The organism is Paenibacillus oenotherae (assembly GCF_019443105.1).
Taxonomy (GTDB): Bacteria; Bacillota; Bacilli; order Paenibacillales; family Paenibacillaceae; genus Paenibacillus_Z; species Paenibacillus_Z oenotherae.
This window is the reverse complement of the sequence record NZ_JAHZIJ010000010.1, coordinates 83261-106106: the sequence shown is the minus strand read 5'-3', so window position 1 is coordinate 106106 and position 22846 is coordinate 83261. Positions and strand designations below refer to the sequence as shown.

The window sequence follows — 22846 nt, the reverse complement described above, 5'->3', positions numbered from 1 at the left end:
TATTATAATGGCAGAACCGTTTTTAGCTGAAATTCGATTGTTCCCCTTCAACCTTATACCAAGAGGGTGGGCACCATGCAATGGACAGCTTCTGGCTATACAGACAAATCAGGCATTGTTTTCTCTACTCGGCACGACATACGGTGGCAACGGGACAACTAATTTTGCTCTGCCTAATCTTCAGGGAAGAGCTCCTATTCATCCTAGTTCATCTATTCGGGCAGGACTGATGCAAGGAGAAGAGACACACACCTTAACGATAAATGAGATGCCGGCACATAATCACCAGGCAATAGCTGGAAACACAGGGACGAGTGCGAATCCAGTTGATAATACATGGGGGACATCCGCAGTAACATCCTATGTAGCTTCGGCCAGCGGGACAATGAACGCTGGGGCCTTGACTCCAGCAGGCGGAAGTGCTGCACATACCAATATGCAGCCTTACCTGGTTCTGAATTATTGTATTGCGCTCAACGGAATTTTTCCGCCACGAGACTAAACTTACAAGGAGGAGACACAATGGATCCATATGTGGGAGAGATTCGAATATTCGCTGGCAGCTATGCTCCGAGGGGATGGGCATTTTGTAATGGTCAGCTAGTGGCTATCAGGCAGAATACGGCATTGTTTTCTATTCTCGGCGTTCAGTACGGGGGAGACGGCAAAACTACGTTCGCGCTGCCGAATTTGCAAGGCAAGGCTCCTATGAACCAAGGTAATGGGCCTGGCTTGACGCCAAGAAGTGTGGGAGAGGATGTCGGTAGTTCGACGGTTACATTGCTAACGACAGAATTGCCGAATCATATCCATACCGCTACTTGTCCGTCGAATGTAGCGGCGGATCAGATGACCCCTCAAGGAGCAGTATGGGCTAATACCGGCGGGAGGAAAGGCGATAAAGTGTATTCGGATCTTATCAATACACCGATGAATCCGATGGCTATTCTCCCTCAAGGAGGGAGCCAGCCGCACAACAATATGCAGCCGTATCTGGCTATCAATTATATCATCGCTCTGGAGGGTGTATTCCCGCAGCGTCCTTAAATAATCATTACTAAATAGAAGCTGTCTTCGGAGTAGAACTTAATACTACTCCCAAGACAGCTTTTCCTATGTGACGGCAGCGGCTGGAATAGTAGAAGAGGCCGTCGAGCTATTTTGTCATAATGGCGCAGGAGGTGCAATTTTTAGGCACTATGTGGTACTCTATGCTACAATGTCAACATATCAATGAGGGGATGACAACTAAATGAGCGAACAGCAGCTTAACGAGCAGGAACTTGTACAATACATAGCGGACGAAACAAAGGCAGATTCCCGGAGCATCGCGCTCGTTCTCAAGCACGAACAGGCCTATATCAATGGCGCCAAAGAGAATGCCAAGGGCGAGGTGGAGATCGACAGCGATGATCTGGTCGATTATATTCTAGGCAAGCCGGATATTAAGCTGGATGAGCTGACAGTTGAGAAGATACTGGACGCTGAGATGCAATATTTGATGGACAAAGGCATGGCAGGCTATATCGACTAGCAGCTAATGTATCGGCTCATGACCCGTTGTAGAGGGTTGTGAGCCTTTTTGCCTGCCGGACCGGACTATGGTTCCAATTAGAATGGGGGTCTGCAGCGTGTCGAAGGCTGATAATATGCTCTCTATTCTCTGGCTGCTCAAGACGGGAAGAAGAATGACAGCGAGGGAAATTGCCGATACATTAGAAATTCATATCAGAACGGTGTACCGTTACATCGATGCCTTATGTGCCAGCGGTGTTCCGATCATATCGGATGCGGGGCATAACGGCGGGTACAGCTTGCTCCGCCAATTCAATGAATCACCGCTGATGTTTGATGCTGATGAGCAAAAGGCGCTCGTTCATGCAGCCATATTTGCCCGGCAGGCGGGATATCCTTTTGGAGAAGCGCTCAGCGGCGCTGTCGCGAAGCTGAAGATCTACACGAATGAGGATCAGTTGGAGAAGATCAATCGGCATGAGAGCGGCCTTGACGTCATTAATCCGCCCGCCAATACGGCGCTTGCGCCTGTCCTTCAAACATTGGAGGTATCGGCAGCGGAGGGAAGTACACTCGCAATGACGTATGCAGGCAGACGGGATTCATTGACCGCAAGAGAAATAGATCCTTATGGATTAGTATATTGGAAGGGCACCTGGTACATCGTCGCCTACTGCCGCCTGCGAAGAGAGATCCGCAGCTTTCGGGTAGACCGGATCGCATCGCTTAACCGGACGGAAGCCGTATTCGAGCGGCCTGCGGATTTCTCGGCACGGGAATTTTTCCTGGGCAAGCTTCTGCCTCACACGGACAATGCGTTGATTACGGTGCGAATCAGCGGTCAGGAGCAGGCGATCAATGGCTTGTGCGAGCATTGGCTGTTCGGACATGCGCTTGTTGAGCGCGACCGCACAGAAGCCAGGTTCGAGCTTGACCAAGCGATGCTGCTTACCTTTGTCCCTTATTTTCTGCTCCCTTATGGAAGGGCCATTGTAATCAAGGAGCCGTCTCAGCTGCACGAGAGAATGGTAGCGGTTCTCTCGGAAATGCTGGACTATTATACAACCAGCGCACCCGATAAGAATGCCGCTGTCCAATAGGCGCCAATGATTAGAAAGGCCTCCGGGCGAGCAGGGCAGGCAGGGAGATGCTGGAACATAATGCGGCCAAAGCACGTCTAGGTTATAAAATGAAGCTGCGCACAGCTAGAAGGAGATTGATTATGAAAAAGCTGCTGATTTCGTCATTATTAGCCCTGACATTGCTTGGCACATCCGGGGCTGCTTCATTCGCTGCCGGCACATCGAAAGAGATTGCCGCCGCCCCTGCGTCACAGGAGAAGCTATACCGGATCGAGAAGGACGGCAAGTTTGGCTTTATTAACGTGAAGGGCCAGATCATCATCGAGCCCAAGTACAGTATAGCTGTGAACGAGCAGGGCAATCCGGCTTATGTCGTTGCGGACGGCAAGCAAATCTATTATGATGCCGCGGGGAACAAGCTGTTCGAATGCCCGTTGAATCAGTGCAGATATATATCAGACGGTATGGCCGTATATCAGAAGAAAATTATGATGGAGGACGGAACCTACCAGACAAGATACGGTTATTTGAACGTCAAGGGTGAGCAGGTAACGGAGGCGATCTACCATCACGCGTCGCCATTCTCGGATGGATTGGCAAGGGTGAACATGGGGAAGGCCAGCGGGTATATTGATAAAACGGGCAGGCTGGTCATTCCTTACCGCTTCAGCAGCACAACCGAATTCTCTGAGGGGCGAGCGGTCGTTCAATTGCAGGCCGGGGGCAAATATGCCTATATCGACAAGACCGGCAAGTTGATAACACCTGCCATCTATGCCCATGCGGGTCCGTTCTCGGATGGAGCGGCGCTTGTCTATGTGGATGGCAAGTACGGCTATATCGACGGGACCGGCAAAATGTTCATAACCCCGCAGTTCTCGGCGGCATGGGCTTTCTCGGACGGGCTGGCAGCTGTGGAGAGAAACGGCCGAACCTTCTATATCAACAAGCAGGGAAAGAAGGTTATTTATTTTGGAGGCGGGCAATTCGTCAATGGACTGGCCCCCGCTAGCCAGGGACAGCAACACGGCTATATCGACCGGACGGGCAAGTTCGTCATTAAGCCTGCATATATGTGGGCAGACTCCTTCGTTGGCGAGCTGGCTAAAGTCTATCTGGAATCCAAGACAGCCGAGCTAGGCTTTGTTGAGGGATATATCAACAGGAAGGGCGAGCTTGTCTGGAAGCCGTAATGCTGGCGCTGGGGGGGTCCTCTTCCCGGGACCGAATATATTTGTAAATCCGGGCTGTTTGCGGTATTTTTGATAATATGAAGAGTAATAGCGAAATGTGTTGATTAATCTGTTGCGAAGGGTGATATACGATGAGATATGAAATTTTATATGAAGGCGCATTTCCGCTTCTTAAGGTGAATCTGGAGCAGGGTGAAACGGTAAAGGCCGAGTCCGGTGCGATGGTATCGATGTCGCCTAATATTAACCTTACTGGAACTGTGGATGGCGGAATAATGAGAGGGCTTGGGCGTATGCTAAGCGGAGAGAAGTTCTTCTTCCAGGAGCTCACGTCTACCAGAGGCAGCGGAGAGGTGACACTGGCCCCTTCGACAATCGGCGGGATTCAGGCTGTAGAGCTTGATGGCTCCTATACGCTGTGTGTGCAGAAGGACGGCTTCCTGGCTGCAACTAGCGGGATAGAGGTTGCGACCAAGATGCAGAATCTCTCCAGAGGGATACTGTCCGGCGAAGGTTTCTTCATCATCGAGATCAGAGGCAGAGGAACGGTCTTCCTGTCGTCCTATGGCGCTATTCATGCCATCAACCTGGCTCATGGGGAAGAGATTGTTGTCGATAACGGGCATCTGGTCGCATGGCCAAGCTATATGAACTACACGATCGAGAAGGCTGCCAAGGGGTGGATATCTACTTTTACGAGCGGTGAGGTAGCGGTCTGCCGGTTTCGTGGTGAAGGTGTTGTGCTGATCCAGACGAGAAATCCGCGCAGCTTCGGTGAATGGTTGAAGGGCTTTATTCCGGGCAAATAACATATGTGCGCAGGTGCATCCGATGCGGAACGGGGCGGCATAGCGCAACTTGCGTATCGTTGAAAATAGACAAAAATTTGTGTCATCGGAGGGCATCCATGCTCAGTTTTGAAGAGAAGCTTGCAATTATTGATTCCTATCCCGAATTGCAGCGGAGGGATGTATCGCTGCGCCGCGTCAACTATCATTATGAAGAGAGTGCTCATGATAAGAAGATCGTCGTGTTCCACCTGCATCCCAACGGCAATGGCTACGTATATGCCGGTTTGCTGCGCAATTATGAAGCCGATGATAGAGGCTTCGTGAATATACGCGACTACTCCGCTGATGAGCTGCGGACTCTGCTTGAGGCTTCCATCCATTCGCTTTCTATGAAGGTGCCGGAAGCGCCTGCCAAGAGCAGACGGAAGAAAACACAGGATGGCGAGGATTCGGAGTGGATCGGGCCGAACAAGGAGACGCTCTCGCTCAAGCGGGAGGAGGATATGTGGTATATCTACGCTGGACTTAATCTTGATATGGTGTTCGAGACCTATGACGAGGCGGAACAATATTTGGTTGAGGAAGGCTTCTCGCCTAAGGCGTGATGCGGTGCAAAGCGTGGTGAAGAGGGGCTGTCCGAAAAGTCCAATATCCAATGAGTCAGTCCCAAATGATGTGAAAAGATGCCTCCATAACCACTAAAAAGGGGACTGGAAGCATCTTTTTATTGTATACGGGGACTTAGTGGGGACTCTGTCTGAAATCATCAAGCAACTTTCTGGACGGCCCGTTATCCAACTGTTTTGAAGGCAGGGTGACAGAGTAAGAAGCCTGCGAATGTGCATGAATTTCGGTTACAAGACGCCATAATGGTAACATTCCTGCGATGAAGCATGAATTTGAGACAAAATCGGCCGTTAAGAGGAAATGAAGGTGAAATACCTGCACGCTGGCAGGCATTTCACCTTCATGGGGCCAGAAACGAGCAAATAAATGCCGTTTCGCATGTTTTACCTCGCTTACATCTCGAATCTCGGATCTCGCCTGTCGTGGTGTTTGAATGATGGATCTTCCTCTGGCGGGGGTACGTCAACAGCCTGATGATCGCAGGCACATGCCACATCGTACAGTTTCTTAAAGTGGGAGTTGGGATTTCCATAAAGGGCTTTCTGGACAGCCCATTCTTTTTGGCCTAACCGCAGCTGCCTGTCTAGGATCGAAGCACTTTCAGAAGGGATGGGTTGAACAGGTCCAGTTGGTCGTAGAATATGCCGTGACCGCTTTTCTCGAAGCGCAGCAGGATGGAGTTCGCAATGCCCTTGTTCATCAAGAGTGCCAATGAGAAGGGGCATATTTTGTCTAACAAGCCATGAAAGATGAAGGTTGGCACATGAATGCGTCCGAGGTCGGGGCGCAGATCCTCATCTCTTAACGATACGGCGGTTGCAGCGATGGCATGAGAGGCAGCCTCAAGCCCCAGTGAATGGAACCAGCTTCGGAAGGGTGGACTGACTTGGCTTGCAAAGAAGAGCTTGCCGAAATTCTCCAGCATAAGAGGGCGGTCTGTATCGTTCTGTACAATAAGGCTGTCGACCTCTTCCTTCTTCATGCCATACGGGTAGCCGCTCCTTTGGGTGAATGCAGGAGCAGCTGCGGAGAGAAGAGTGAGCTGGATAACCCTGTGGCAGTGATGGCGGCTCATATACCTGATCGCAATGGCTCCGCCCATAGAGAAGCCGACAAGTCTAACCTTTTCCAGTCCCAAGGTATCAATAACGACACGTATATCATCTGCCATTCGATTGTAGGAGTAGCCCGTCCATGGCCGATCCGATTTGCCGAAGCCTCGCAGGTCGACCCCAATACAGCGGAACCCGTGCTTGGGAAGCTGATTGACTTGATATTCGTACATCTTATGATTAATCGGCCAGCCGTGGACAAGCAGCACCGGCATTCCTGCCCCGACATCCTCCACATACAGCTTAACTCCGCGCTCCACCTGGATATAATAGCCCATGTCCATTACTCCTTTGATCCGAATGTATCGTTGTATCTGCTCCGTTTAATCGTATGTGTGGATTTGGGTATTCAATGACAATAATAGGCTGGATGGAGAAAATAAAGTGCGAAAGCCGCCAGCGGGCAGCCCGGATTTCTGGAGGATGTCATGTCGAGTGCAGAGCATTCTTTTATTCGTTGAGCTACGATTTGTACTAGACACTGGGAACTGCTGGCGTGGTATTCTATGAGTATTCTGTAAGTAAGGCTGCAAATTCGGAGGTAAGTGAAATGATCATGAATGAGAAAATTAAAGCATCCGAGGTACTATTAACAGGTTTGAACGGTGAAAATTTGGGAATCGTTGCGCGTGAAGAGGCGCTTGCGCTGGCGCGGGAGCTGAAGGTGGATCTGGTCTGCACCTCTCTCATGAGCAGCCCGCCGCCTTGCAAGCTGATCGGCCGGGGAGCGGCGAAGCAGGATGCCCAGAATGAGAAGCGGGCAGAGCGCAGGAAGGAACAACCGCTTAAGGTCAAAGAAATCCGGCTGACAGCAAATATTGAGGACCACGATTATGATACGAAGCTCCGGCAGGCGGAGAAGCTGCTGCAGTCAGGGAATGCGGTGCAGCTTGTTGTGAAGGTTCAGGGCAAGGAAGGGCAGCGGGCCAAAGAGCTGCTGGAAAGAATCGTGAAGGAGCTTGCCTCCAGCGGGACGAAAGAAACCGGCATTCAGCTCAGCGGCAAGCAAGCGGCTGTGCGCGTGAATCCGGTGTCGTAGGTAGGGTCCGGGCCGTCTGTCGGATCAGAAGGATGCGGTCAGGACGGTCTTGATGAAGCTCGAGGTGCAGAGCTGCCAGATGAAGCTCGAGGTGCAGAGCTGCCAGATGAAGCTCGAGGTGCAGAGCTGCCAGATGAAGCGAGAGGCACATGAGCAATTGCTTCATACATAGGGCCGGACTTCCGAAGTGTGCTGCTGTATAGCACAATATCCTCAATGATCCAGCGAAGCGGCTCGCCCTCTTCAGCAGCCGGAACAGCGTAACGGTCAAGCTGTTCCGGCTCAAAAGGGATATCGCCGCTGTATTTGCGCGCCAGCGTGATATGAGGGTGATAGGGCCGTTCCTCAGGCACAAAGCCAAGAGGCGCGAGGGCCGCGGTGATCCGCTGCTGAAGATCATGCAGCAGGCGGAGCTCGCCGCCCACACCGGCCCACAGAATGCTCGGATTGCTGGGACGGCCGAATAGGCGAAGACCTTCCAAAGTCAGCTCAAATGCTCCGGCGCTGCTCGCTGCGCCGTTCAATGCGCTTATAATAGGCGCCTTCTGCAGAGAGGGTGTATCGCCAAGGAATTGAAGTGTAATATGGAGATCGCTGGGATACACCCATTTGCGGAAAGGCAGCTCCAGGCGAAGCTTCTCGCTCCAAGCGGCAAGCTGCTGCTGCAGCTGTGACGGGAGCGAAGCGGCGACGAACAAGCGAAGAGATGGATCGGTCATTGATAGGCGTACTCCTTCCAAAGCAAAAAACTCCCAATTAGCATACCACACAATGGAAGAGGTTAAACATTCCCCGTGCTAACGTTTCACCACATGAAAGTTATCTTCGATCAACAGCCAATTTTGCGGAAAGCTTAATCCGAGCTTCCAATAGCTTACACCCCTTAGCCCCAGCTCTTTTACCAAATCGAACTTCGCCTGAATGGACCTCGCGTCCTCGAACCAGACAACATGCTCCTTGCCGCCTGCCCAGTAATGGAAGAACGGAGCCTGAGCTCGCGCATCATACTCGATCGCTGCATGATTCGTTCTGGCGAGTCCGATCGCTGTCTGCGGACTTACGGCCCGCGCATAAGGCCCTCCTTGAACATAGGGCAAGGTCCAGTCGTAGCCGTACAGATTCTGGCCCATCATCACTTTGGAGGCGGGTATTTCACTGATTGCATATTCCAGTACTTGGCGGACGGGTCCGATTGGGGATACAGCCATAGGAGGGCCTCCGCTGTAGCCCCATTCATAGGTCATAATAACAACAAAGTCTACAATTTCTCCATGTGCCTTGTAGTCATGCGCGGAATACCAGGGGCCGGTCTGCGCAGCGCTTGTCTTGGGGGCCAGAGCCGTCGATATTTGGTAGCCTTCCTGATGGACACGGCGGGCGGCTTTGCGCAGAAACCGATTGTAGGCCTCCTTGTCATCGGGATTCAAGTGCTCCAGATCAAAGTGAATGTCGCGGAAATTCAGCTCCTTGGCTGTCTTCATAATTTCATCCAGCAGCCGATTCTGAATAGCTTCGTCATTCAGAATCAGATGTCCGATCTCTTCGCTGAACTGCTCGTTCTCCAGATTCGTAATGACCATCATAAGAACAACGCCATTCTGCTCCGCTATCGCCCCTAAATTATCCAGCGGCGGGGGCTGCAAGGTACCATTGCGATTGATGCGGAAGCTGGAGGGAGCCAGATAAGTAAGCAGAGGCGCTGCTTCACGGGCTGCTTGGGTCAGATTGGGGGAGACCGAATCTCCTCTAGGCTCTATGTAGGCGATGATTTCCGCGTTGCGTTTAGGTTTAGGGGGGATATAGAGGCGTATTCCTACTGCTAAAGGACTGTTGACAGACAATTGGTTCACGGCAGCAAGCGTATGCACGCTAATACGGAATCTCTGTGCGATGAGAAAGAGGCTGTCCCCCGGCTGTACCCAATAATATTGGCCGACAATAGGGATGACAAGTGCCTGTCCGACGACGAGTGTATTGGCGGCAGAAATTTCGTTCGCTTCCGTAATGTCCTCAATCGGTATCCCATAAGCATGCGCAATCCGATAAAGGGAATCACCCGATTGGACGACATGAATTTGCAAGAAGCCTTCACCTCCTGAATAGATGCGCTGTGACGCAGCAGGTATCTGTACTTCAATCTTATTCGGCGGGTTCGCAATCCATGTCGTTCGTTAAGGCAAAAAACCAAGGGGCTGTCCGAAGGATAATGCCGAATAAGGCAGCCCCAACTCTTACGAAGAAGCCTCTAACCCCGCGAGTCAAAGCGGAGTGGAGAATTCGTTTCCGCGCAGGGGCAGAGCAGCGCACCCCCGTCTCTCTATCAAATAAAGAGGAGCCAGGATAAAGCTGGCTCCTCTTCGTATTATTGTGCCGGCAGTCTTTTGCGCAGCAGCTCCAATTGCTCGTCCACTAATGCTGATTGCGATGGGTTCAGCTCAGCTTCTCCATGCTCCTTGGACAAGTGAATGGTGTTTGCTCCGTTATATGGGCGGCTTGCCAGGGCAACCTGGGCTTCCCATTGAACAATCTTGTCCTCCATCCGCTGGAACCCTTGAGCTGCGCCGCCGCCTTCGAGACCAGTCCCGCAGCCGGTCATTGACGCCCTTGCTTTGGCAGCAGTCAATTGAGCGCGGGCAGCCAGCTCATCCCGTTTCTTCTGCATCACAGCAAGCTCCGCCTTGGCTTCTTCCAAGCGGTTAGCCAGCTCTCCGCATCTCAGCTCGGCGCTCTCGCTCCATGCCGCACTCTCGCGTGCTTTCTCCGCATATTGCAGCTTGATTGACAGCAGTTCTCTTGCGAGTGCTTCCTGGCCGGATGACATGGCCTCCAGCGCTCTGGCTTCACTTTGCTCCGCAAGCTTAGTATATTCTTCGGCCTGCAATTGAAGACGCTTGGCGCCGGCCTCTTGCTTGAGAAGCTCTGTCTGAATAGATTCAACATCACTCTTCGCTGTGCGTACATAGTGGTTCATCATCATTGTTGGATCTTCAAGCTTGTCGAGCAGCTCATTCGTAGCTGCCTTTGTCATATCGATTAATCTTGTTAATACTCCCATTCTTCATCCACTCCTATTAACGGTTTTGGTAGAACTCATTGAAGCTGTAAGGGTTGCCCCCGTTAAACGCATCGCCGGGCTCTTTCGGTACGATAAAGCTCGCTGCAATGTAAATCAGGAACGCCGAACCGAAGCTGAACAGTGCGACCGCGACCAACAGCAGACGTACAATTGTTGGATCGATGCCGAACATTTGACCCACACCGCCGCACAATCCTGTCAGCTTCTTGTCTGTTCTCGAAAGGTACAATTTCTTCATTGGGTATTACTCCCTCCTGAATCTCTATAATGAATGAATGCTTGCCAACGTATGTTTATTGCGCTGCTCATAACTACATTCTAATATCCGGCCGGATCGTTCAAAACAGTCCCGCGACCGTTTTTGCGGCTAGGCTTTAGGCGGGGAACGACTACGACCCAGGACCATGTCGGCTATGGCTGCATAGCAAAAAGGCCACTAATTCCATAGTGCGAAATTAGAGGCCCTGTTCAAATCGATTCATGAATTACAGATTAATATACCGTTCGAAAATATCGCCAAAGTCGCTTACTTTGTACTGGTTATGCGTGCTGGCAAGCCAGTTGAATGCCGATTCATTCAGAGCGTCGAATTGCGCGACGAGGTTGGCATCTATCTTGGCAATCTTGCCGAGAGCCGTCGTAGCCATCTCGATGCTTTGTCTGGAATAGCTCAGAGCGATCTCGTTCTCATGCATGAGCTCCGCTATCTTAAGAAGGGTCTTGTACAAGTCCTTCACTTCTTCTATATGTTTCTTATGAATATCAATGCTGAGAGCGGTAGCGCCGATTGTGAATTTGATCTCGACATCGAGATCTACAGTGCCGGCAGTTTCCAAGGAGACGTTATTAATTTTGTTCATGTTGTAAGGATAGCGGCGCAGCGTGCGTTTCTTGCTTATAGCGCTCACACCGTCCAGATGAATGAGGGCAAGGTTCGTAAAGCAATACTCGTCAGCCTTGGATTTGATCAAGAAGTAGATCTTCTCGTTATCCTCATGCATGACATAATCATCGGAATCCACCTTGTCGTAATCTTGCGGCTTGATGACCGCGCCTACATCACTTAAACCGAGCAAATCGGACGTTACTCTTCCAAACATACGATCATTCCTCTCTTGTGCTGTACATGAATTCTATTCCCATTATAGTACAAATGAGGAATTTGCACGTGTTATTTTTTGTATAAGGGCTTATTTTTTCTTCGCTATGGAGAAGATGACCGTCTTTGCCGCAGCGTCTACTTGGATATTCACATTGTTATCACCGATGATGATTGCTGAGGAATCTGTCCGTTTGCCCGCTTCAACATTCGTGCAGATCTCGGTGAATAATTGATGGAAGGACGATGCGTGATAACCGAACAATCCGTTAGCGAACAGCTGGACAGCCTCCTGATTGCGGGCCAATGTCCCCTGGCGCAGATGGATCGTGATGCCATAGGTGTTGTATTGCGGATCAAGCCATAGCGCCGCTTCCTCGGACGCGCCTGCCTTCCGGGCGAACACGAGCTCCTTCTCCTCCTGATCCTTGAACAGGCGAAGGGTCGTTTCGAACAGGTCATGATTGGAGCCGCGCAGCTGTCCAGCTGCAACCAATGCTTCATATGCGTCCCACATCCGTTGATCCGGGAACACCACGATCTTCTTTCCGCCGCCCTGTGTTGGAACAGTACGCTCTAACTTCTCAGGTGATACCTTTACCGCGATGCGCTTGCTCTTATCGGTCAGCCGCTCCAGCAGCACCAGTGACTCGGCACGGGTCACCGTCTGGCCGACACCGAAGAAGCCGCTGGGGTAGCCCTGCATAATTCCTTTCACCAACGATTCAGCGATAAATTTCTGCTCGCGTTCCGAAGCGCTTCGCAGATCGCCATACGATTGCGCGACCCCCTGGCTGAATTGCGAATCCTCTAGAAATTCCGTTTCCTGAAGCGTATAATATAGAATTTCGGCAACATTCTCACGGGTCATATCGGCTTGAAAATCATTGTAGCGGGATCTGTTCAGCAGATGCAGATCGCTTGATATATCGATATATGGCTTGGCCCAGTAGCCGGCCGTGCTTGCCTTGAAGTCGAAGTAGCGGTAATCCTGCTTCAGAATGGCCTGGTTCTCCGCGCTCAAGGATTGAAGGAAGGCAGGATTCCAGCTGCGATCCCCGTTCTGATGCAGATCTGTGTAGGAGAGCACCAGCATCTTAATAAATTGATCCACCTTGACTGGCTCTTGCGGGCGGAAGGTCCCGTCAGGATAGCCATCAAGAATGCCCCGCTGTACCATCTCTTCAATTGTCTTCTCCGCCCAGTGTGACTGGATATCGGTGAAGGATGAGGCTTTCTCTCCTTGAGCAAAGCCGATGCTTCCGGCTCCGGCCCATAGCATGATACATAATGCAGTCATGAATGTGATCCGTTTCATTGTTATCCCCCTGATATGATTCTGCATTGAATTCCACAATGTCTAGATAACCATAAATAAGTCGAAATGAGAAAGGTCAATATAACTATTGTCGCAGCAGTCTTATAGTCTTGCTTATGCAACGGGCTGTAACGGGACTTTAGTTAGGGGTATTGTCAGCGCCCTGGAAGGAGCTGGATTGGCGTTATAGCTGGCAGCAAGGAAATATTGCTATTCGAAGCGTTATGTGGTATGCTTTTTAAAACGAAATCGAACCTCAATTTACATATTGTAAAGGGTTACTATTTTGTTTGGTAAGGAACCTTTTCCAATATGTGAATTTTTATTTCGTCAAGAATAAAGAAACGCATGTAAATTAAATTTTGGAGGTAATACAAATGCAAACAGGTACAGTTAAATGGTTTAACGCAGAGAAAGGCTTTGGCTTCATCGAAGTTGAAGGCGGCAACGATGTATTCGTACACTTCAGCGCAATCACTGGCGAAGGATTCAAAACGTTGGACGAAGGACAACGCGTAGAATTCAACGTGGTACAAGGCAACCGCGGACCACAAGCTGAGAACGTTGTAAAGCTGTAGTATATCGTTAAAAAAACGCCCTTAACTCTTTTGTTAAGGGCTTGTTTTTTTGGGCAAGATAGGAAGGAAGGGGGCTTGTCGATGTACTCACGGAAAAAGTCTTTGGAAGAAATCCCTGAAGAACTGACGGCTATATGGTCGTGCTCTAATGAAGGTTGCAACAGCTGGATGAGGGACAATTTTGCGTTTGAGGCTGTGCCAACATGTCGGCAGTGCTCATCTCCAATGGTTAGCAGCACGAAGATGCTACCCCTGCTTGTTAATACGAACAGCAATCAGAAGGCGCTTAAGAAGGGTGTTCAGATCTGAATACATGCGCTTCCTGAAGAACCATTATCTACGGATGATGGTTTTTTTGTTTTCGCTCCGAATACCGATGTGAGTGGGCGAGTGGACGCGATATTCCGCGATAATGGACGATAGTGAAAGAAATATTAATTATTTATCAATAAAATGGTCATTTATTGATGAATTTCATTGATTTTGGTATAATGAGCCTCATAGGTAAAATGTTATGCTGCACGCCCCATCGTTATGGACTTGTGATATTAGCGAACAAGGAGGTTGTGAGAATGGTTGAACTCAAGGATCGGGAACTGATTATCGTATTCACTGGGCCTGATGGCTCCGGACGCAAGACAATTGCGGACAGTGTAGGCTCGACGCTGGGCATATCCAAGGTATTATCGTATGCGACGCGTAAGCCAAGACCAGGTGAAGTGGACGGACAGGACTATCATTTTATTACCCCGCAGCTGTACGAACAGCTTCATGCCGGGGGCGAATTCATTGAGAGCGTCACCATTAGTAACAACCAATACGGCCTTAGAGACAAGGATGTTGAACAGAGTTTCCAGCATAATGGCTGTATCTATCTTATCTTGAACCCTGAGGGCGCGGAGATTTTGAAGCGCATGTATGGCGACCATGTTATTCGCTTATTCATCTACGCGGACCGGCAGACGGTACAGACGCGGCAGCGTGACGAAGGTCTGAGTGAGGAAGTTATTGCGGATCATCTGAGCCACTACGAGAGCGATATGTCGTATCAGTCTCAATGCGAGCATGCTTACGAGAATTATGATTTGGCACATACTATTTTTGATATTAGCAATACGCTTGAAGGGTATTTGAAGCGAGACCTTGTGGAGCGAGATTAGCTGTCAACGAAGCGTAAGTCCGCTCTCTGATTGGAGATGCGGGCTTTTCGTTGTTTTTGGAAGCAGCTTGGGCGATATTGACAGAGGATAATCGGTCATGACTTAATCATTATTCGGGAGAGCTGAATATAGCTATGGTGAAATTAAACAATAAAATTGGTGTTATTGTAGACAGCTTTGGCTGCGGAATTGAGGAGGGGCTGCTGAAGGCGAAGCGGGTCGGTGCGGAAGGTGTGCAGATCTACGCGGTCTCCGGTGCAATGGATCCGGCCAATATGGGGGGGCGGCAAAGACGGGAGCTGCGAGATCGAATTGAGGGGCTGGGGCTCGAAATTTCCGCTCTGTGCGGAGATCTCGGCGGTCATGGGTTTCAAGATCGAATGGCGAACCCTGTGAAGATCGAGAAATCGAAGCGGATTCTGGACTTAGCGGTCGAGCTTGGCACGTCAATCGTAACGACGCATATTGGCATCGTGCCGCAGAATACTGATAGCGCCATCTATGAGGCGATGCAGGAGGCTTGCGGGGAGCTTGGGCGGTATGCGCGAAGTATGGATGCATATTTTGCAGTAGAGACCGGACCTGAGACTGCCGTGCATCTGAGGGATTTCCTCCAGACGCTGGGGACTAATGGCGTTTCGGTTAATTTCGATCCTGCTAATATGGTGATGGTAACAGGTGATGATCCTGTTCAAGGTGTGTATCTGCTCAAGGATTATATTGTCCATACACATGTGAAGGACGGTAGAAGGCTCCGCGTTGTTGATCCGCGCCAAGTATACGGTTATTTGGGCTATGAGGGAATGAGCCATGGGCATATAGCAGAGATGGCGGCAGAGGGTGCTGACTTCGAAGAGCTTCCGCTTGGCGAGGGGAATGTGGATTTTGATGCGTATTTCGCGGCGCTTCATGAGATCGGGTATAGGGGATATTTGACGATTGAACGTGAGGTGGGCGATCAGCCGGAGCGGGATATTGCCCGGGCGGTTGCGTTCATAAACAATTACCGCATGTAGAAATAAGAGGAGGAGGCTGTCCCGAAAGTCTTTTTTGGAACTTTCAGCTTCCGCTTTGGATGTAATAATTAAAGGAACCTTCAGCTCCACTTTTATAGTGGTTATGAAGGTTCTATTGTACATTTTATGGGTTTGACGCACTCGGGGTTACCCTTTTTGGGCAGCTCCTTGAGGCGAATAGGCCGCACGGAAAGCCTTTGTGTGTCGGATTCACGGGCTTCCTCCATGTTATGGACGCACGAGGTTTGACCCTCGACGTGTGATTGATCCCCGCGTGCCGCAATGGCACCGTGCGCCGGGAGACACGCGCGGTGCGGAAAAGGTCTCACGCGCTGGCCTCACGCACTGCTCCCATGCGCTGGCCTCGCGAGCTGGCTTCACGCGCTGGCTTCAAGTGCGCCTGGAACTGGCAGGGTGCAGCAAGTGGGGTGAGCCCTTACAGCCCCGACGCGTGGAGGGGGACTCTGGAGTCATTCCATCGGCGGCGGCGAATCCTGCGAATAGGCATGCTTTTGTTCATTTCTGCATGCTGATGACCGAATGCCTGCCAAAGCGCAGGCATTTCGCCATGTTTTCCCGATAGCGGCCCAATCCGCCATATATTCCTGCGTATTCGCAGGCTTCCTGCGCTCAATGGCTTCATTTAGCCGAAATTCCTGCCCTTCCGCAGGCTTCTCCTTGCTCTACTAACCGGATCTTTTTCAGTCAACTGGTACATGGGGACGTAGACACGAAGCTTGGAGACAATGCGGGCAAGTATTGGGTATCTGCCTCACTGCTTTCCTGCTGAAGCAAATACATAAAAAAGTTGGACGAAAAACATGTTGTTTTTTCGCCCAACTTTTTTGTTTTAGGGACTTATTGGACAGCTACCTCCTTTTGCAGAAGCGGCTGCTGTTAATTATTGATCAATTTGGCCTGCAGGAGCAGGGAGTGAATGACGCTTGCCGCGGCTTCACGGGTTGTAGGAAGTGAAGGCTGGAAGGTGATTGCGCCGCCAGCTTCGACCCCTTTCATTAATCCGCTCGCGGTTACGATCTCGATGCTCTCCTTCGCATAGGCGGCGAAGCTGGACACGTCGGAGTATGCGCGATGAGGCTGCGGAGATTGCGCAGGCGCATCAAGCAGCTTCAATGCTCTTGCAAGCATGACGGTTAAGTCTTGGCGGCTAATGGACGCTCCGGGTGCGAATGACGCACTGTTCATTCCGGTAATCAGTCCCGCTTCATATGCTGCGGCGACATCCTGCGCGAACCAATCGGTGGAGCGTACATCGTCGAACGGAGCGGGACCTGATGCTTGGAGACCGAGCGCTCGGGCCAGCATTGCGGCGAACTCTGCGCGTGTAACCTTTTGCTTAGGTGCGAATGTTGTCTCGGAAGTGCCCTTCATGAGAAACTTATCGGCCAATGATTGGATCTGTGACTTCGCCCATGAAGTGCGGATATCCGTGAATTGAACTTTATGTGCCGCTGCCGCGTAGACGGAGAACCCGGGCCGGCTTACGGCAACTGTGATGGTTCCGTCGCTGTTTGGCGTGAATGCGGCGGCTGCAGGGCGAATCCTGCCGTCTTCAAGATAGAGAACGCCAACTGTCCCGATGCCGCTGCTGCCGCTGATCGTGAACGATCTTGTAATGAATTGGCCGATTGGCACATGCAGCGGATCGGTGCCGGCATTCGTTAGAACATCAACCTCGAATGATACAGGTGTGCCAAGTATAACCGCCTCCTTATAAGCGGCCGTGAATGCGGAGCTGCTGCTGGTGTCATTGCCGACGGTAATCCGCACAGAAGCATCGGCTGGCAGGCCTGTCAGCGCGGTTGCAGGCAGAGCGACTGAAGCCTGTCCTGTGCTAAGAATGATCGTGCTTCCGTCGGCAGCCTTCGAGAGCATGGCCGCTTGGCTCGGGCTAAGTGTAAGCTGTGCTTGCTGATTGCCTGTAACAGGCACTTTAATAATAACGCCAACCGGAGAGCTGGCGGCTTGATTCAACGCTTGCTGCAGATCGGTATCGGCTACAGACGCTTGAACCGTATTGCCCGCGCTTGCGCTTGTTAAGGCCGGTTTCACTGCCGATCTGAATTGCCCCTGATCTATAACTGCTGCAATGGAGGGACTGTTGTCCGGAATTTCCGGTCCGGCAGGCAGGGCGGTATCCGGTGCGATGACAACGGGAGGCACAAAGCCGCCACCGCCACCACCGCCGCCACCAATATCGATGATTTTGTCTATCGGCTTCAGAGTTACTATGGCAGGTATGCTGGTTTTAATGCTGGGCTTAGCTGCTGAAGTGATCGTAACGGTAAGCGTTACATTCTCGCTTCCCGAGGCCGGAAGTGATCGCAGAATACCGTCCTTATCGATATAAGCTGGTTTATTGCTGTCTGTCACCTTGTACGTTATTCCTGAATTGCTTGGAAATTGCAGGGCGGGCTGATTCAGTATTCTGTCGTTATGTTGACCGATGAAGTCTCTTCTTGCTTGTACAACTTTCAATACGTCCTCATCATCAGTATCGACTGCGATGGTTGTGAAAGCCGAATAGATGATGGGCTGGTTGTATTCGTCCTTGGCGATCTTGCCGTCATTCCCTATCTGTGCTGCTAGCAGTTCCAACGTGTACTGGCCATCCTGCAGGCGGCGCTCTCTTTGCTCATTGAAATCATAGTAAATTCCGTTTATCGGCAGTGACTTGCGTCCTGTCGCCGCCATTGCCAGTTGATCAGCGTCATCCAGGTTCAACGAATCATGCATAAATCCGATCTGGCTGCCGCTCTTATCATAGACGATCAAAGCGAGCGCATTCGTATTATTAGCCTGCAAAGTAAATGCCAGCTCGGATGTCTCATGTACGGATTCAATGCCTGTAATTCCTGGTGAAATAACCCTGTTCGATAAGACCAAGTCTTGCAATCCGAATCCGTTATCCGGTCTCTCATCGCCAATGTGGACGGCAAATGGAAGATGCAGCGTTGGCAGGCCTCCTAAGCTAGTAAGCACGACTTCGCCTTCATAGACGCCGTCCGGAGCATTTGCGCTCGGAGCAATTTGAAGAGACAGCGGCGCCGCTGCGCCTGGGGCAATCGTTACGATATCATTATCGTCAACTCCGGTGAGAAAGGCTTCGATATTAAAGGGATCGGGCGACGGTATTGGTTGGTACGGATCAGTAGTGACCGAACCATGCACCATGATGGCAGTCTTGTACTGCTGCTCGTCATCCGAGAAATTTCTCACTTGAAGCTGCTCGCTTGCTGGAGCGCTCCCTGCTTGCATGAGGCCGAAGCTAATGCTGCTGCTCGGATTGGTTACTTCATGAGAGCCCAGATTTTTGTCCAGAATGGTAATGGTATCAAGCGCTTGAATGATTGCTGGTGTTTCCATAGCTGCTGCGATATTCACTCGCCCGGCGCCTTGCGAATATACATCGTACAAGGTGCTCGTCTCGTCATAGAGGGGAGTAGCGGTATTCGCCAGTGCTGCCCGAATGTCGAAGGGCGTCCAATCCGGATGCTGCTGAAGCAGCAGCAAAGAAAGTCCTGCTACATGCGGAGCGGCCATGCTGGTCCCGCTCAATCGTGCGTAGGCTTCTTCATAAGTGGCATCCGGCATATAACTGAGAAACTCCGGGAAAGTGGACAGGATACCCACTCCAGGTGCTGTGAAGTCCGGTTTAATGCTGAAATCACTGTCGGAATTGGGACCGCGGGAGCTGAAGGGAGCTACGTGATCGCCGCCGATTACAGTGGCTGGATAATCTGCTCCGAACGTAAATTGCAGCGGAGTTGCCGGATTAGCGGCCACTTGCTGGGCCAATGCCCTTCCCTCCATGCCGGACATGACGAATGTAGGGATAAATGCGAGATCATCTCCCAGAAATCCGCCTTCAATAAAGCCGTCGCGATCCTCGATAGAAGGAGAAAGATCTGGAACGATGCCAGCTACAGGGTCTGTCTTCTCGATCCCATTGAAAATAATGATAGCCTTGGCGCCATTCAGCTTGGCATTGCTGATCTTATCCGCGAATGGAATGCTGCCCCGTGACAGGAAGACAATCTTGCCGCTGGCATCAATGCCTTCATAATCATCTGTGCTGCCGAGTCCGGCATAGACGGTATCCAGCGGCTCTGTGCCGAGAATTGCGCTGAAATTCTCATGGCCTGTGAGCCATGCCATCGCTTGAAGCGGATATTCAAGGCCGCTGTCGAAGGAACTGACGGCTGAGCCGCTGTATAAACTTACAGGGCTTGTGACGGCTCCGACAGTCATAGCTAATTGTGCAGTTGCCGGACTGCCCATAGAGTAATAGTAAGGGCCGCTGGAAGCGGCATTACCGCTGGCAACGACTGCAACAACTCCTGAAAGTACAGCGTTGTTGATCGCTATGGACATCGGGGAATTGGGATCCTTATTCAGATCAGTGCCGAGTGACAGGTTAATGACATCCATTCCGTCGTTGACTGCCCGCTCGATGCCGTCAATGATTTGAGCGCTTGTACCGACTGCTTCAGATGACATAGGGGTATAGCCCATTACCTTATAAGCATAGAGATCCGCTTCATAGGCGATGCCTTTATGCTGTATTTCTGCTGCTGTGTTGGCTGCGCGGGCGACAATAGTTCCGGCAACATGAGTGCCGTGGTAGGAGCCCGCGAACCCGGTGCCATAAGGATCGTCTTCCTGGCTTACGGGCCCGTCCTCATAAGGATCGCTATCTTTATTGAAGGAATCATAGCCTCCCTTATAGGCATCCTTCAAATCAGGATGGTGGTAGTCAATGCCGGAATCGATAACGCCGATTTTCAGGCCTTTGCCGGTAAAGCCTTTGTTCCACGCTTCATCGGCGCCGATTTGTTTGATAGGAGCGATATCCGTATAGACGGTATCAATGACGGAGCTGTAAGCATCCTCTACAGGAGCTGCGATATAGATGCGGTTCTCATAAATGGACAGGACACCCGGAAGGGCGGCGAGCTGCGGAATTTGATTAGCGGGAATCGTAATTTCAACGCCGTTGAGAACGGTGTTGAATTGGTAATTGACTTTCAGCTGGACGCCTTGGATTAGCGCGGTGCTTAGAACCGAGGTTTGCTCCAGGCGTACGGCTGCTTCTGCAGCTTTAGCGGTGATGCGGCTGGTTCCCATAGTTGCCGCGTATTTGCCTGCGGCAGACGGCTGTCCGCTGAACTGGACGATGACGCGCACGGGATTGGGAGTGGATGTATCAATGCTGGAGGATATACTTGCTGTTCTTGTTGCGCTGTTCTTGGCTGCTGCTTCAAGTCTTAGCTGCTCGATGACCGCCGGGCTAAGCGGAGCTGCTGCTGCGATTGTTTGCAGAAAGAGACTGGCTAAGAGCGCTGCAGTAACAATTATGGAGGAAGCTCTGAAAAAGGATTTCAATTCTATTTCTCCCCTTTGAGTTTATGAGAATCATACACGAGATATTGTAACACTAGTAGATCTGTCGAACTAGATTTATTTGGGAATGATAGCTATAAACGACAAAATAGTGATCCCGGGCAGGGTCTGGTAAATCAACAGGTGGTTGATTACAATAGGAAGTACAGCTTGAATAAATGGCCTTGCTGCTTGTGAGCAGTGGTTATGGTTATCGATATAGCATCTGAATCTATAAGCGGGGTGTATGGGCATGAATATCTATGATTACAGTGTGCAGACGATTCGAGGCGAGCAGAAGCCGCTTGCGGATTATCGGGGACAGGTGATGCTTATTGTGAATACTGCATCCAAATGCGGATTCGCTCCTCAGTTCACCGAGCTTCAGGGACTGTATGAGAAGTATAAGGATCAAGGCTTCGTGGTGCTGGGATTTCCGAGCAATCAGTTTCGGGAGCAGGAGCCAGGGAAGGATAGTGAAGTGGAGCAGGTATGCCAGATCAACTTCGGTGTTACCTTTCCGCTCTTCGCGAAGATTGATGTGAATGGCGACGCTGCTGACCCGTTGTTCAAGTATTTGAAGAAGGAAAGCCCGGGACTCCTCGGCTCATCTATCAAATGGAATTTCACCAAGTTTCTCGTAGATAGTGAAGGCAAGGTTGTGAAGCGCTACTCGCCAACAACGAAGCCGATGAAGTTCGAGAAGCGAATTGTTGAGCTGCTGGGCAGAGCTGACCGTTCATAAATGGAGCGTCCGCAAAATATATCCGATGTAGCGGGATATATTTTGCGGACGCTTTTGTTTTACGCGATGTGCGATGATGGTGACTGTGATTGTGACAACTGCTCTGCATGCAAACTGGCTGCTGCGCGTGAATGGCTTGACTGCTGTGATATAATGGTTAACGCTCCGCTACGAGAAGGGAGTCGCGGTTCGCAAACTCCCGCGTTATCAAAACTAAGGAGGTTTAATAGTTGCATGTTTAATTTTTTATGGGGTGTATTGTTTGTAGTAGTTAATTTCTCGCTGTTCCTCGTATGTTACCGCTCCTTCGGCAAGAGCGGCTTGTACGCATGGGTAGGGGTGGCGACTGTGCTGGCCAATGTCCAGGTGGTGAAGACGATCGACATGTTCGGATTCGTCATGACGCTCGGCAATACGATGTACGGCACGATCTATTTGGCATCTGACCTGCTGAATGAGAAATACGGCGAGAAGGCGGCCAAGAAGGCGGTATGGTTTGGTTTTTTCACCTTGCTTATGATGATGATCGTAATGCAAATGGCGATCGTATTCGAGCGGCAGGCTGATGATCTGGGCCACTCTTCGCTGGAGACGATATTCGGCCTCATTCCGCAGATCGCGCTGGGCAGCTTGGTGGCCTACTTCGTGAGCCAATTTCTTGATGTTCGCATCTATTCGCTGCTGAAGCGGATATTCCCTGAGCGCAACCAGCTGTGGATACGCAATAACGGCAGTACAGCGGTCAGTCAGCTGGTAGATTCGCTAATCTTCTGCAGCATCGCTTTCGCTGGTCATTATCCATTCGAAGTGTGGCTGGAGATATTCATCACCACTTATCTGATTAAATTTGTTATCTCTGCGGCGTCTACGCCTGTCATCTATATCGCCCGGAATTTCCCGGCGAAGTCCTCGGAGTGACGCTGAAGCTGTTTGATTGAAACGAACAATCAGGCTGCCGCGCAGGGGAATGTTCTTGCGATCGTTGGCGCTTCTCCGGCATCATTCCCCCTGCTTCGCTTTGTTGTTCATTCCTAAGCAACTTATATGGCGATTTTGAAATATAAGAAAAAACGAATGGGGCTATAAAGAAGT

General features: G+C 50.9%; 22 protein-coding genes. 14 read left to right on the top strand and 8 right to left on the bottom strand.

Annotation, left to right across the window (positions count from 1 at the left end; translation table 11 throughout):
- Positions 1–7: 7 nt before the first annotated feature.
- The 7 genes from K0T92_RS15095 to K0T92_RS15065 all read left to right on the top strand — a co-directional run bounded on the left by K0T92_RS15095 (position 8) and on the right by K0T92_RS15065 (position 5186).
- Positions 8–502, top strand: coding sequence for a phage tail protein (locus tag K0T92_RS15095; protein WP_219873313.1), 495 nt, complete (start codon positions 8–10; stop codon positions 500–502).
- A 20-nt stretch (positions 503–522) separates the two neighbouring features.
- On the top strand, positions 523–1047 hold the full coding sequence (locus K0T92_RS15090; RefSeq protein WP_219873312.1) for a phage tail protein: 525 nt from the start codon (positions 523–525) through the stop codon (positions 1045–1047).
- 205 nt (positions 1048–1252) lie between these two features.
- Positions 1253–1534 (top strand): hypothetical protein, encoded by a 282-nt coding sequence (locus K0T92_RS15085; protein WP_219873311.1) that lies wholly within the window; start codon positions 1253–1255, stop codon positions 1532–1534.
- 97 nt (positions 1535–1631) lie between these two features.
- Positions 1632–2615 carry a helix-turn-helix transcriptional regulator gene (locus K0T92_RS15080; protein WP_219873310.1) on the top strand — a complete coding sequence of 328 codons (984 nt, stop codon included), beginning with the start codon at positions 1632–1634 and terminating at the stop codon, positions 2613–2615.
- A gap of 47 nt (positions 2616–2662) precedes the next feature.
- Positions 2663–3790 carry a WG repeat-containing protein gene (locus K0T92_RS15075; protein WP_219873309.1) on the top strand — a complete coding sequence of 376 codons (1128 nt, stop codon included), beginning with the start codon at positions 2663–2665 and terminating at the stop codon, positions 3788–3790.
- Between the two features lie 131 nt (positions 3791–3921).
- A complete protein-coding gene (locus tag K0T92_RS15070; RefSeq protein ID WP_219873308.1) occupies positions 3922–4599 on the top strand; it encodes a TIGR00266 family protein in 678 nt (225 codons plus the stop codon).
- A 98-nt stretch (positions 4600–4697) separates the two neighbouring features.
- Positions 4698–5186 carry a hypothetical protein gene (locus K0T92_RS15065; RefSeq protein ID WP_219873307.1) on the top strand — a complete coding sequence of 163 codons (489 nt, stop codon included), beginning with the start codon at positions 4698–4700 and terminating at the stop codon, positions 5184–5186.
- 605 nt (positions 5187–5791) lie between these two features.
- On the opposite strand, the gene K0T92_RS15060 is transcribed toward K0T92_RS15065, so the two are convergent.
- A complete protein-coding gene (locus tag K0T92_RS15060; RefSeq protein WP_219873306.1) occupies positions 5792–6598 on the bottom strand; it encodes an alpha/beta fold hydrolase in 807 nt (268 codons plus the stop codon).
- A 272-nt stretch (positions 6599–6870) separates the two neighbouring features.
- Here K0T92_RS15060 and infC point away from each other — a divergent pair, with 272 nt between their 5' ends.
- Positions 6871–7359 carry a translation initiation factor IF-3 gene (infC, locus tag K0T92_RS15055; RefSeq protein WP_219873305.1) on the top strand — a complete coding sequence of 163 codons (489 nt, stop codon included), beginning with the start codon at positions 6871–6873 and terminating at the stop codon, positions 7357–7359.
- Between the two features lie 38 nt (positions 7360–7397).
- Here the strand turns inward: infC and thpR are convergent, their stop codons facing one another.
- The 6 genes from thpR to K0T92_RS15025 all read right to left on the bottom strand — a co-directional run bounded on the left by thpR (position 7398) and on the right by K0T92_RS15025 (position 12852).
- Positions 7398–8078, bottom strand: a complete 681-nt coding sequence (gene thpR, locus K0T92_RS15050; RefSeq protein WP_219873304.1) for an RNA 2',3'-cyclic phosphodiesterase — start codon at positions 8076–8078, stop codon at positions 7398–7400.
- Positions 8079–8156: 78 nt separating this feature from the next.
- A complete protein-coding gene (locus tag K0T92_RS15045) occupies positions 8157–9440 on the bottom strand; it encodes a glycoside hydrolase family 18 protein (protein WP_219873303.1) in 1284 nt (427 codons plus the stop codon).
- A gap of 281 nt (positions 9441–9721) precedes the next feature.
- Positions 9722–10414 (bottom strand): PspA/IM30 family protein, encoded by a 693-nt coding sequence (locus K0T92_RS15040; RefSeq protein WP_219873302.1) that lies wholly within the window; start codon positions 10412–10414, stop codon positions 9722–9724.
- Between the two features lie 16 nt (positions 10415–10430).
- Positions 10431–10673: a PspC domain-containing protein gene (locus K0T92_RS15035; protein WP_219873301.1), complete on the bottom strand. Its 243-nt coding sequence runs from the start codon at positions 10671–10673 to the stop codon at positions 10431–10433.
- A 247-nt stretch (positions 10674–10920) separates the two neighbouring features.
- On the bottom strand, positions 10921–11535 hold the full coding sequence (locus tag K0T92_RS15030) for a PH domain-containing protein (protein WP_219873300.1): 615 nt from the start codon (positions 11533–11535) through the stop codon (positions 10921–10923).
- 90 nt (positions 11536–11625) lie between these two features.
- Positions 11626–12852 carry an S-layer homology domain-containing protein gene (locus K0T92_RS15025; RefSeq protein WP_219873299.1) on the bottom strand — a complete coding sequence of 409 codons (1227 nt, stop codon included), beginning with the start codon at positions 12850–12852 and terminating at the stop codon, positions 11626–11628.
- 377 nt (positions 12853–13229) lie between these two features.
- Here K0T92_RS15025 and K0T92_RS15020 point away from each other — a divergent pair, with 377 nt between their 5' ends.
- From K0T92_RS15020 to K0T92_RS15005, 4 genes are all read left to right on the top strand, one after another.
- On the top strand, positions 13230–13430 hold the full coding sequence (locus tag K0T92_RS15020; RefSeq protein WP_072330115.1) for a cold-shock protein: 201 nt from the start codon (positions 13230–13232) through the stop codon (positions 13428–13430).
- An 81-nt stretch (positions 13431–13511) separates the two neighbouring features.
- A complete protein-coding gene (locus K0T92_RS15015; RefSeq protein WP_219873298.1) occupies positions 13512–13739 on the top strand; it encodes a cold-shock protein in 228 nt (75 codons plus the stop codon).
- 263 nt (positions 13740–14002) lie between these two features.
- A complete protein-coding gene (locus tag K0T92_RS15010) occupies positions 14003–14590 on the top strand; it encodes a guanylate kinase (protein ID WP_219873297.1) in 588 nt (195 codons plus the stop codon).
- Positions 14591–14724: 134 nt separating this feature from the next.
- Complete coding sequence (locus tag K0T92_RS15005) at positions 14725–15606, top strand: sugar phosphate isomerase/epimerase family protein (RefSeq protein WP_219873296.1); 882 nt, start codon at positions 14725–14727, stop codon at positions 15604–15606.
- Positions 15607–16503: 897 nt separating this feature from the next.
- Here K0T92_RS15005 and K0T92_RS25315 read toward each other — a convergent pair.
- The gene (locus K0T92_RS25315) at positions 16504–21012 is read right to left on the bottom strand and encodes a S8 family serine peptidase (protein WP_219873295.1); all 4509 of its coding nucleotides are present in this window, start codon (positions 21010–21012) and stop codon (positions 16504–16506) included.
- A gap of 250 nt (positions 21013–21262) precedes the next feature.
- Between K0T92_RS25315 and K0T92_RS14995 the strand changes: the two genes are divergently transcribed.
- Positions 21263–21754 carry a glutathione peroxidase gene (locus tag K0T92_RS14995; protein ID WP_219873294.1) on the top strand — a complete coding sequence of 164 codons (492 nt, stop codon included), beginning with the start codon at positions 21263–21265 and terminating at the stop codon, positions 21752–21754.
- A gap of 234 nt (positions 21755–21988) precedes the next feature.
- Positions 21989–22672: a queuosine precursor transporter gene (locus K0T92_RS14990; protein WP_219873293.1), complete on the top strand. Its 684-nt coding sequence runs from the start codon at positions 21989–21991 to the stop codon at positions 22670–22672.
- Positions 22673–22846: the final 174 nt, after the last annotated feature.

Bases quoted from the DNA above. Each gene is read 5' to 3' on its own strand.
- K0T92_RS15030 (WP_219873300.1), bottom strand. From the start codon at position 11,535: ATGTTTGGAAGAGTAACGTCCGATTTGCTCGGTTTAAGTGATGTAGGC.
- K0T92_RS15035 (WP_219873301.1), bottom strand. From the start codon at position 10,673: ATGAAGAAATTGTACCTTTCGAGAACAGACAAGAAGCTGACAGGATTG.
- K0T92_RS15015 (WP_219873298.1), top strand. From the start codon at position 13,512: ATGTACTCACGGAAAAAGTCTTTGGAAGAAATCCCTGAAGAACTGACG.
- K0T92_RS14990 (WP_219873293.1), top strand. From the start codon at position 21,989: ATGTTTAATTTTTTATGGGGTGTATTGTTTGTAGTAGTTAATTTCTCG.
- K0T92_RS15065 (WP_219873307.1), top strand. From the start codon at position 4,698: ATGCTCAGTTTTGAAGAGAAGCTTGCAATTATTGATTCCTATCCCGAA.
- K0T92_RS15090 (WP_219873312.1), top strand. From the start codon at position 523: ATGGATCCATATGTGGGAGAGATTCGAATATTCGCTGGCAGCTATGCT.
- K0T92_RS15020 (WP_072330115.1), top strand. From the start codon at position 13,230: ATGCAAACAGGTACAGTTAAATGGTTTAACGCAGAGAAAGGCTTTGGC.
- K0T92_RS15005 (WP_219873296.1), top strand. From the start codon at position 14,725: ATGGTGAAATTAAACAATAAAATTGGTGTTATTGTAGACAGCTTTGGC.
- K0T92_RS15075 (WP_219873309.1), top strand. From the start codon at position 2,663: ATGCTGGAACATAATGCGGCCAAAGCACGTCTAGGTTATAAAATGAAG.
- K0T92_RS15040 (WP_219873302.1), bottom strand. From the start codon at position 10,414: ATGGGAGTATTAACAAGATTAATCGATATGACAAAGGCAGCTACGAAT.
- K0T92_RS14995 (WP_219873294.1), top strand. From the start codon at position 21,263: ATGAATATCTATGATTACAGTGTGCAGACGATTCGAGGCGAGCAGAAG.
- infC (WP_219873305.1), top strand. From the start codon at position 6,871: ATGATCATGAATGAGAAAATTAAAGCATCCGAGGTACTATTAACAGGT.
- K0T92_RS15025 (WP_219873299.1), bottom strand. From the start codon at position 12,852: ATGAAACGGATCACATTCATGACTGCATTATGTATCATGCTATGGGCC.
- K0T92_RS15095 (WP_219873313.1), top strand. From the start codon at position 8: ATGGCAGAACCGTTTTTAGCTGAAATTCGATTGTTCCCCTTCAACCTT.
- K0T92_RS15060 (WP_219873306.1), bottom strand. From the start codon at position 6,598: ATGGGCTATTATATCCAGGTGGAGCGCGGAGTTAAGCTGTATGTGGAG.
- K0T92_RS15085 (WP_219873311.1), top strand. From the start codon at position 1,253: ATGAGCGAACAGCAGCTTAACGAGCAGGAACTTGTACAATACATAGCG.
- thpR (WP_219873304.1), bottom strand. From the start codon at position 8,078: ATGACCGATCCATCTCTTCGCTTGTTCGTCGCCGCTTCGCTCCCGTCA.
- K0T92_RS15010 (WP_219873297.1), top strand. From the start codon at position 14,003: ATGGTTGAACTCAAGGATCGGGAACTGATTATCGTATTCACTGGGCCT.
- K0T92_RS15070 (WP_219873308.1), top strand. From the start codon at position 3,922: ATGAGATATGAAATTTTATATGAAGGCGCATTTCCGCTTCTTAAGGTG.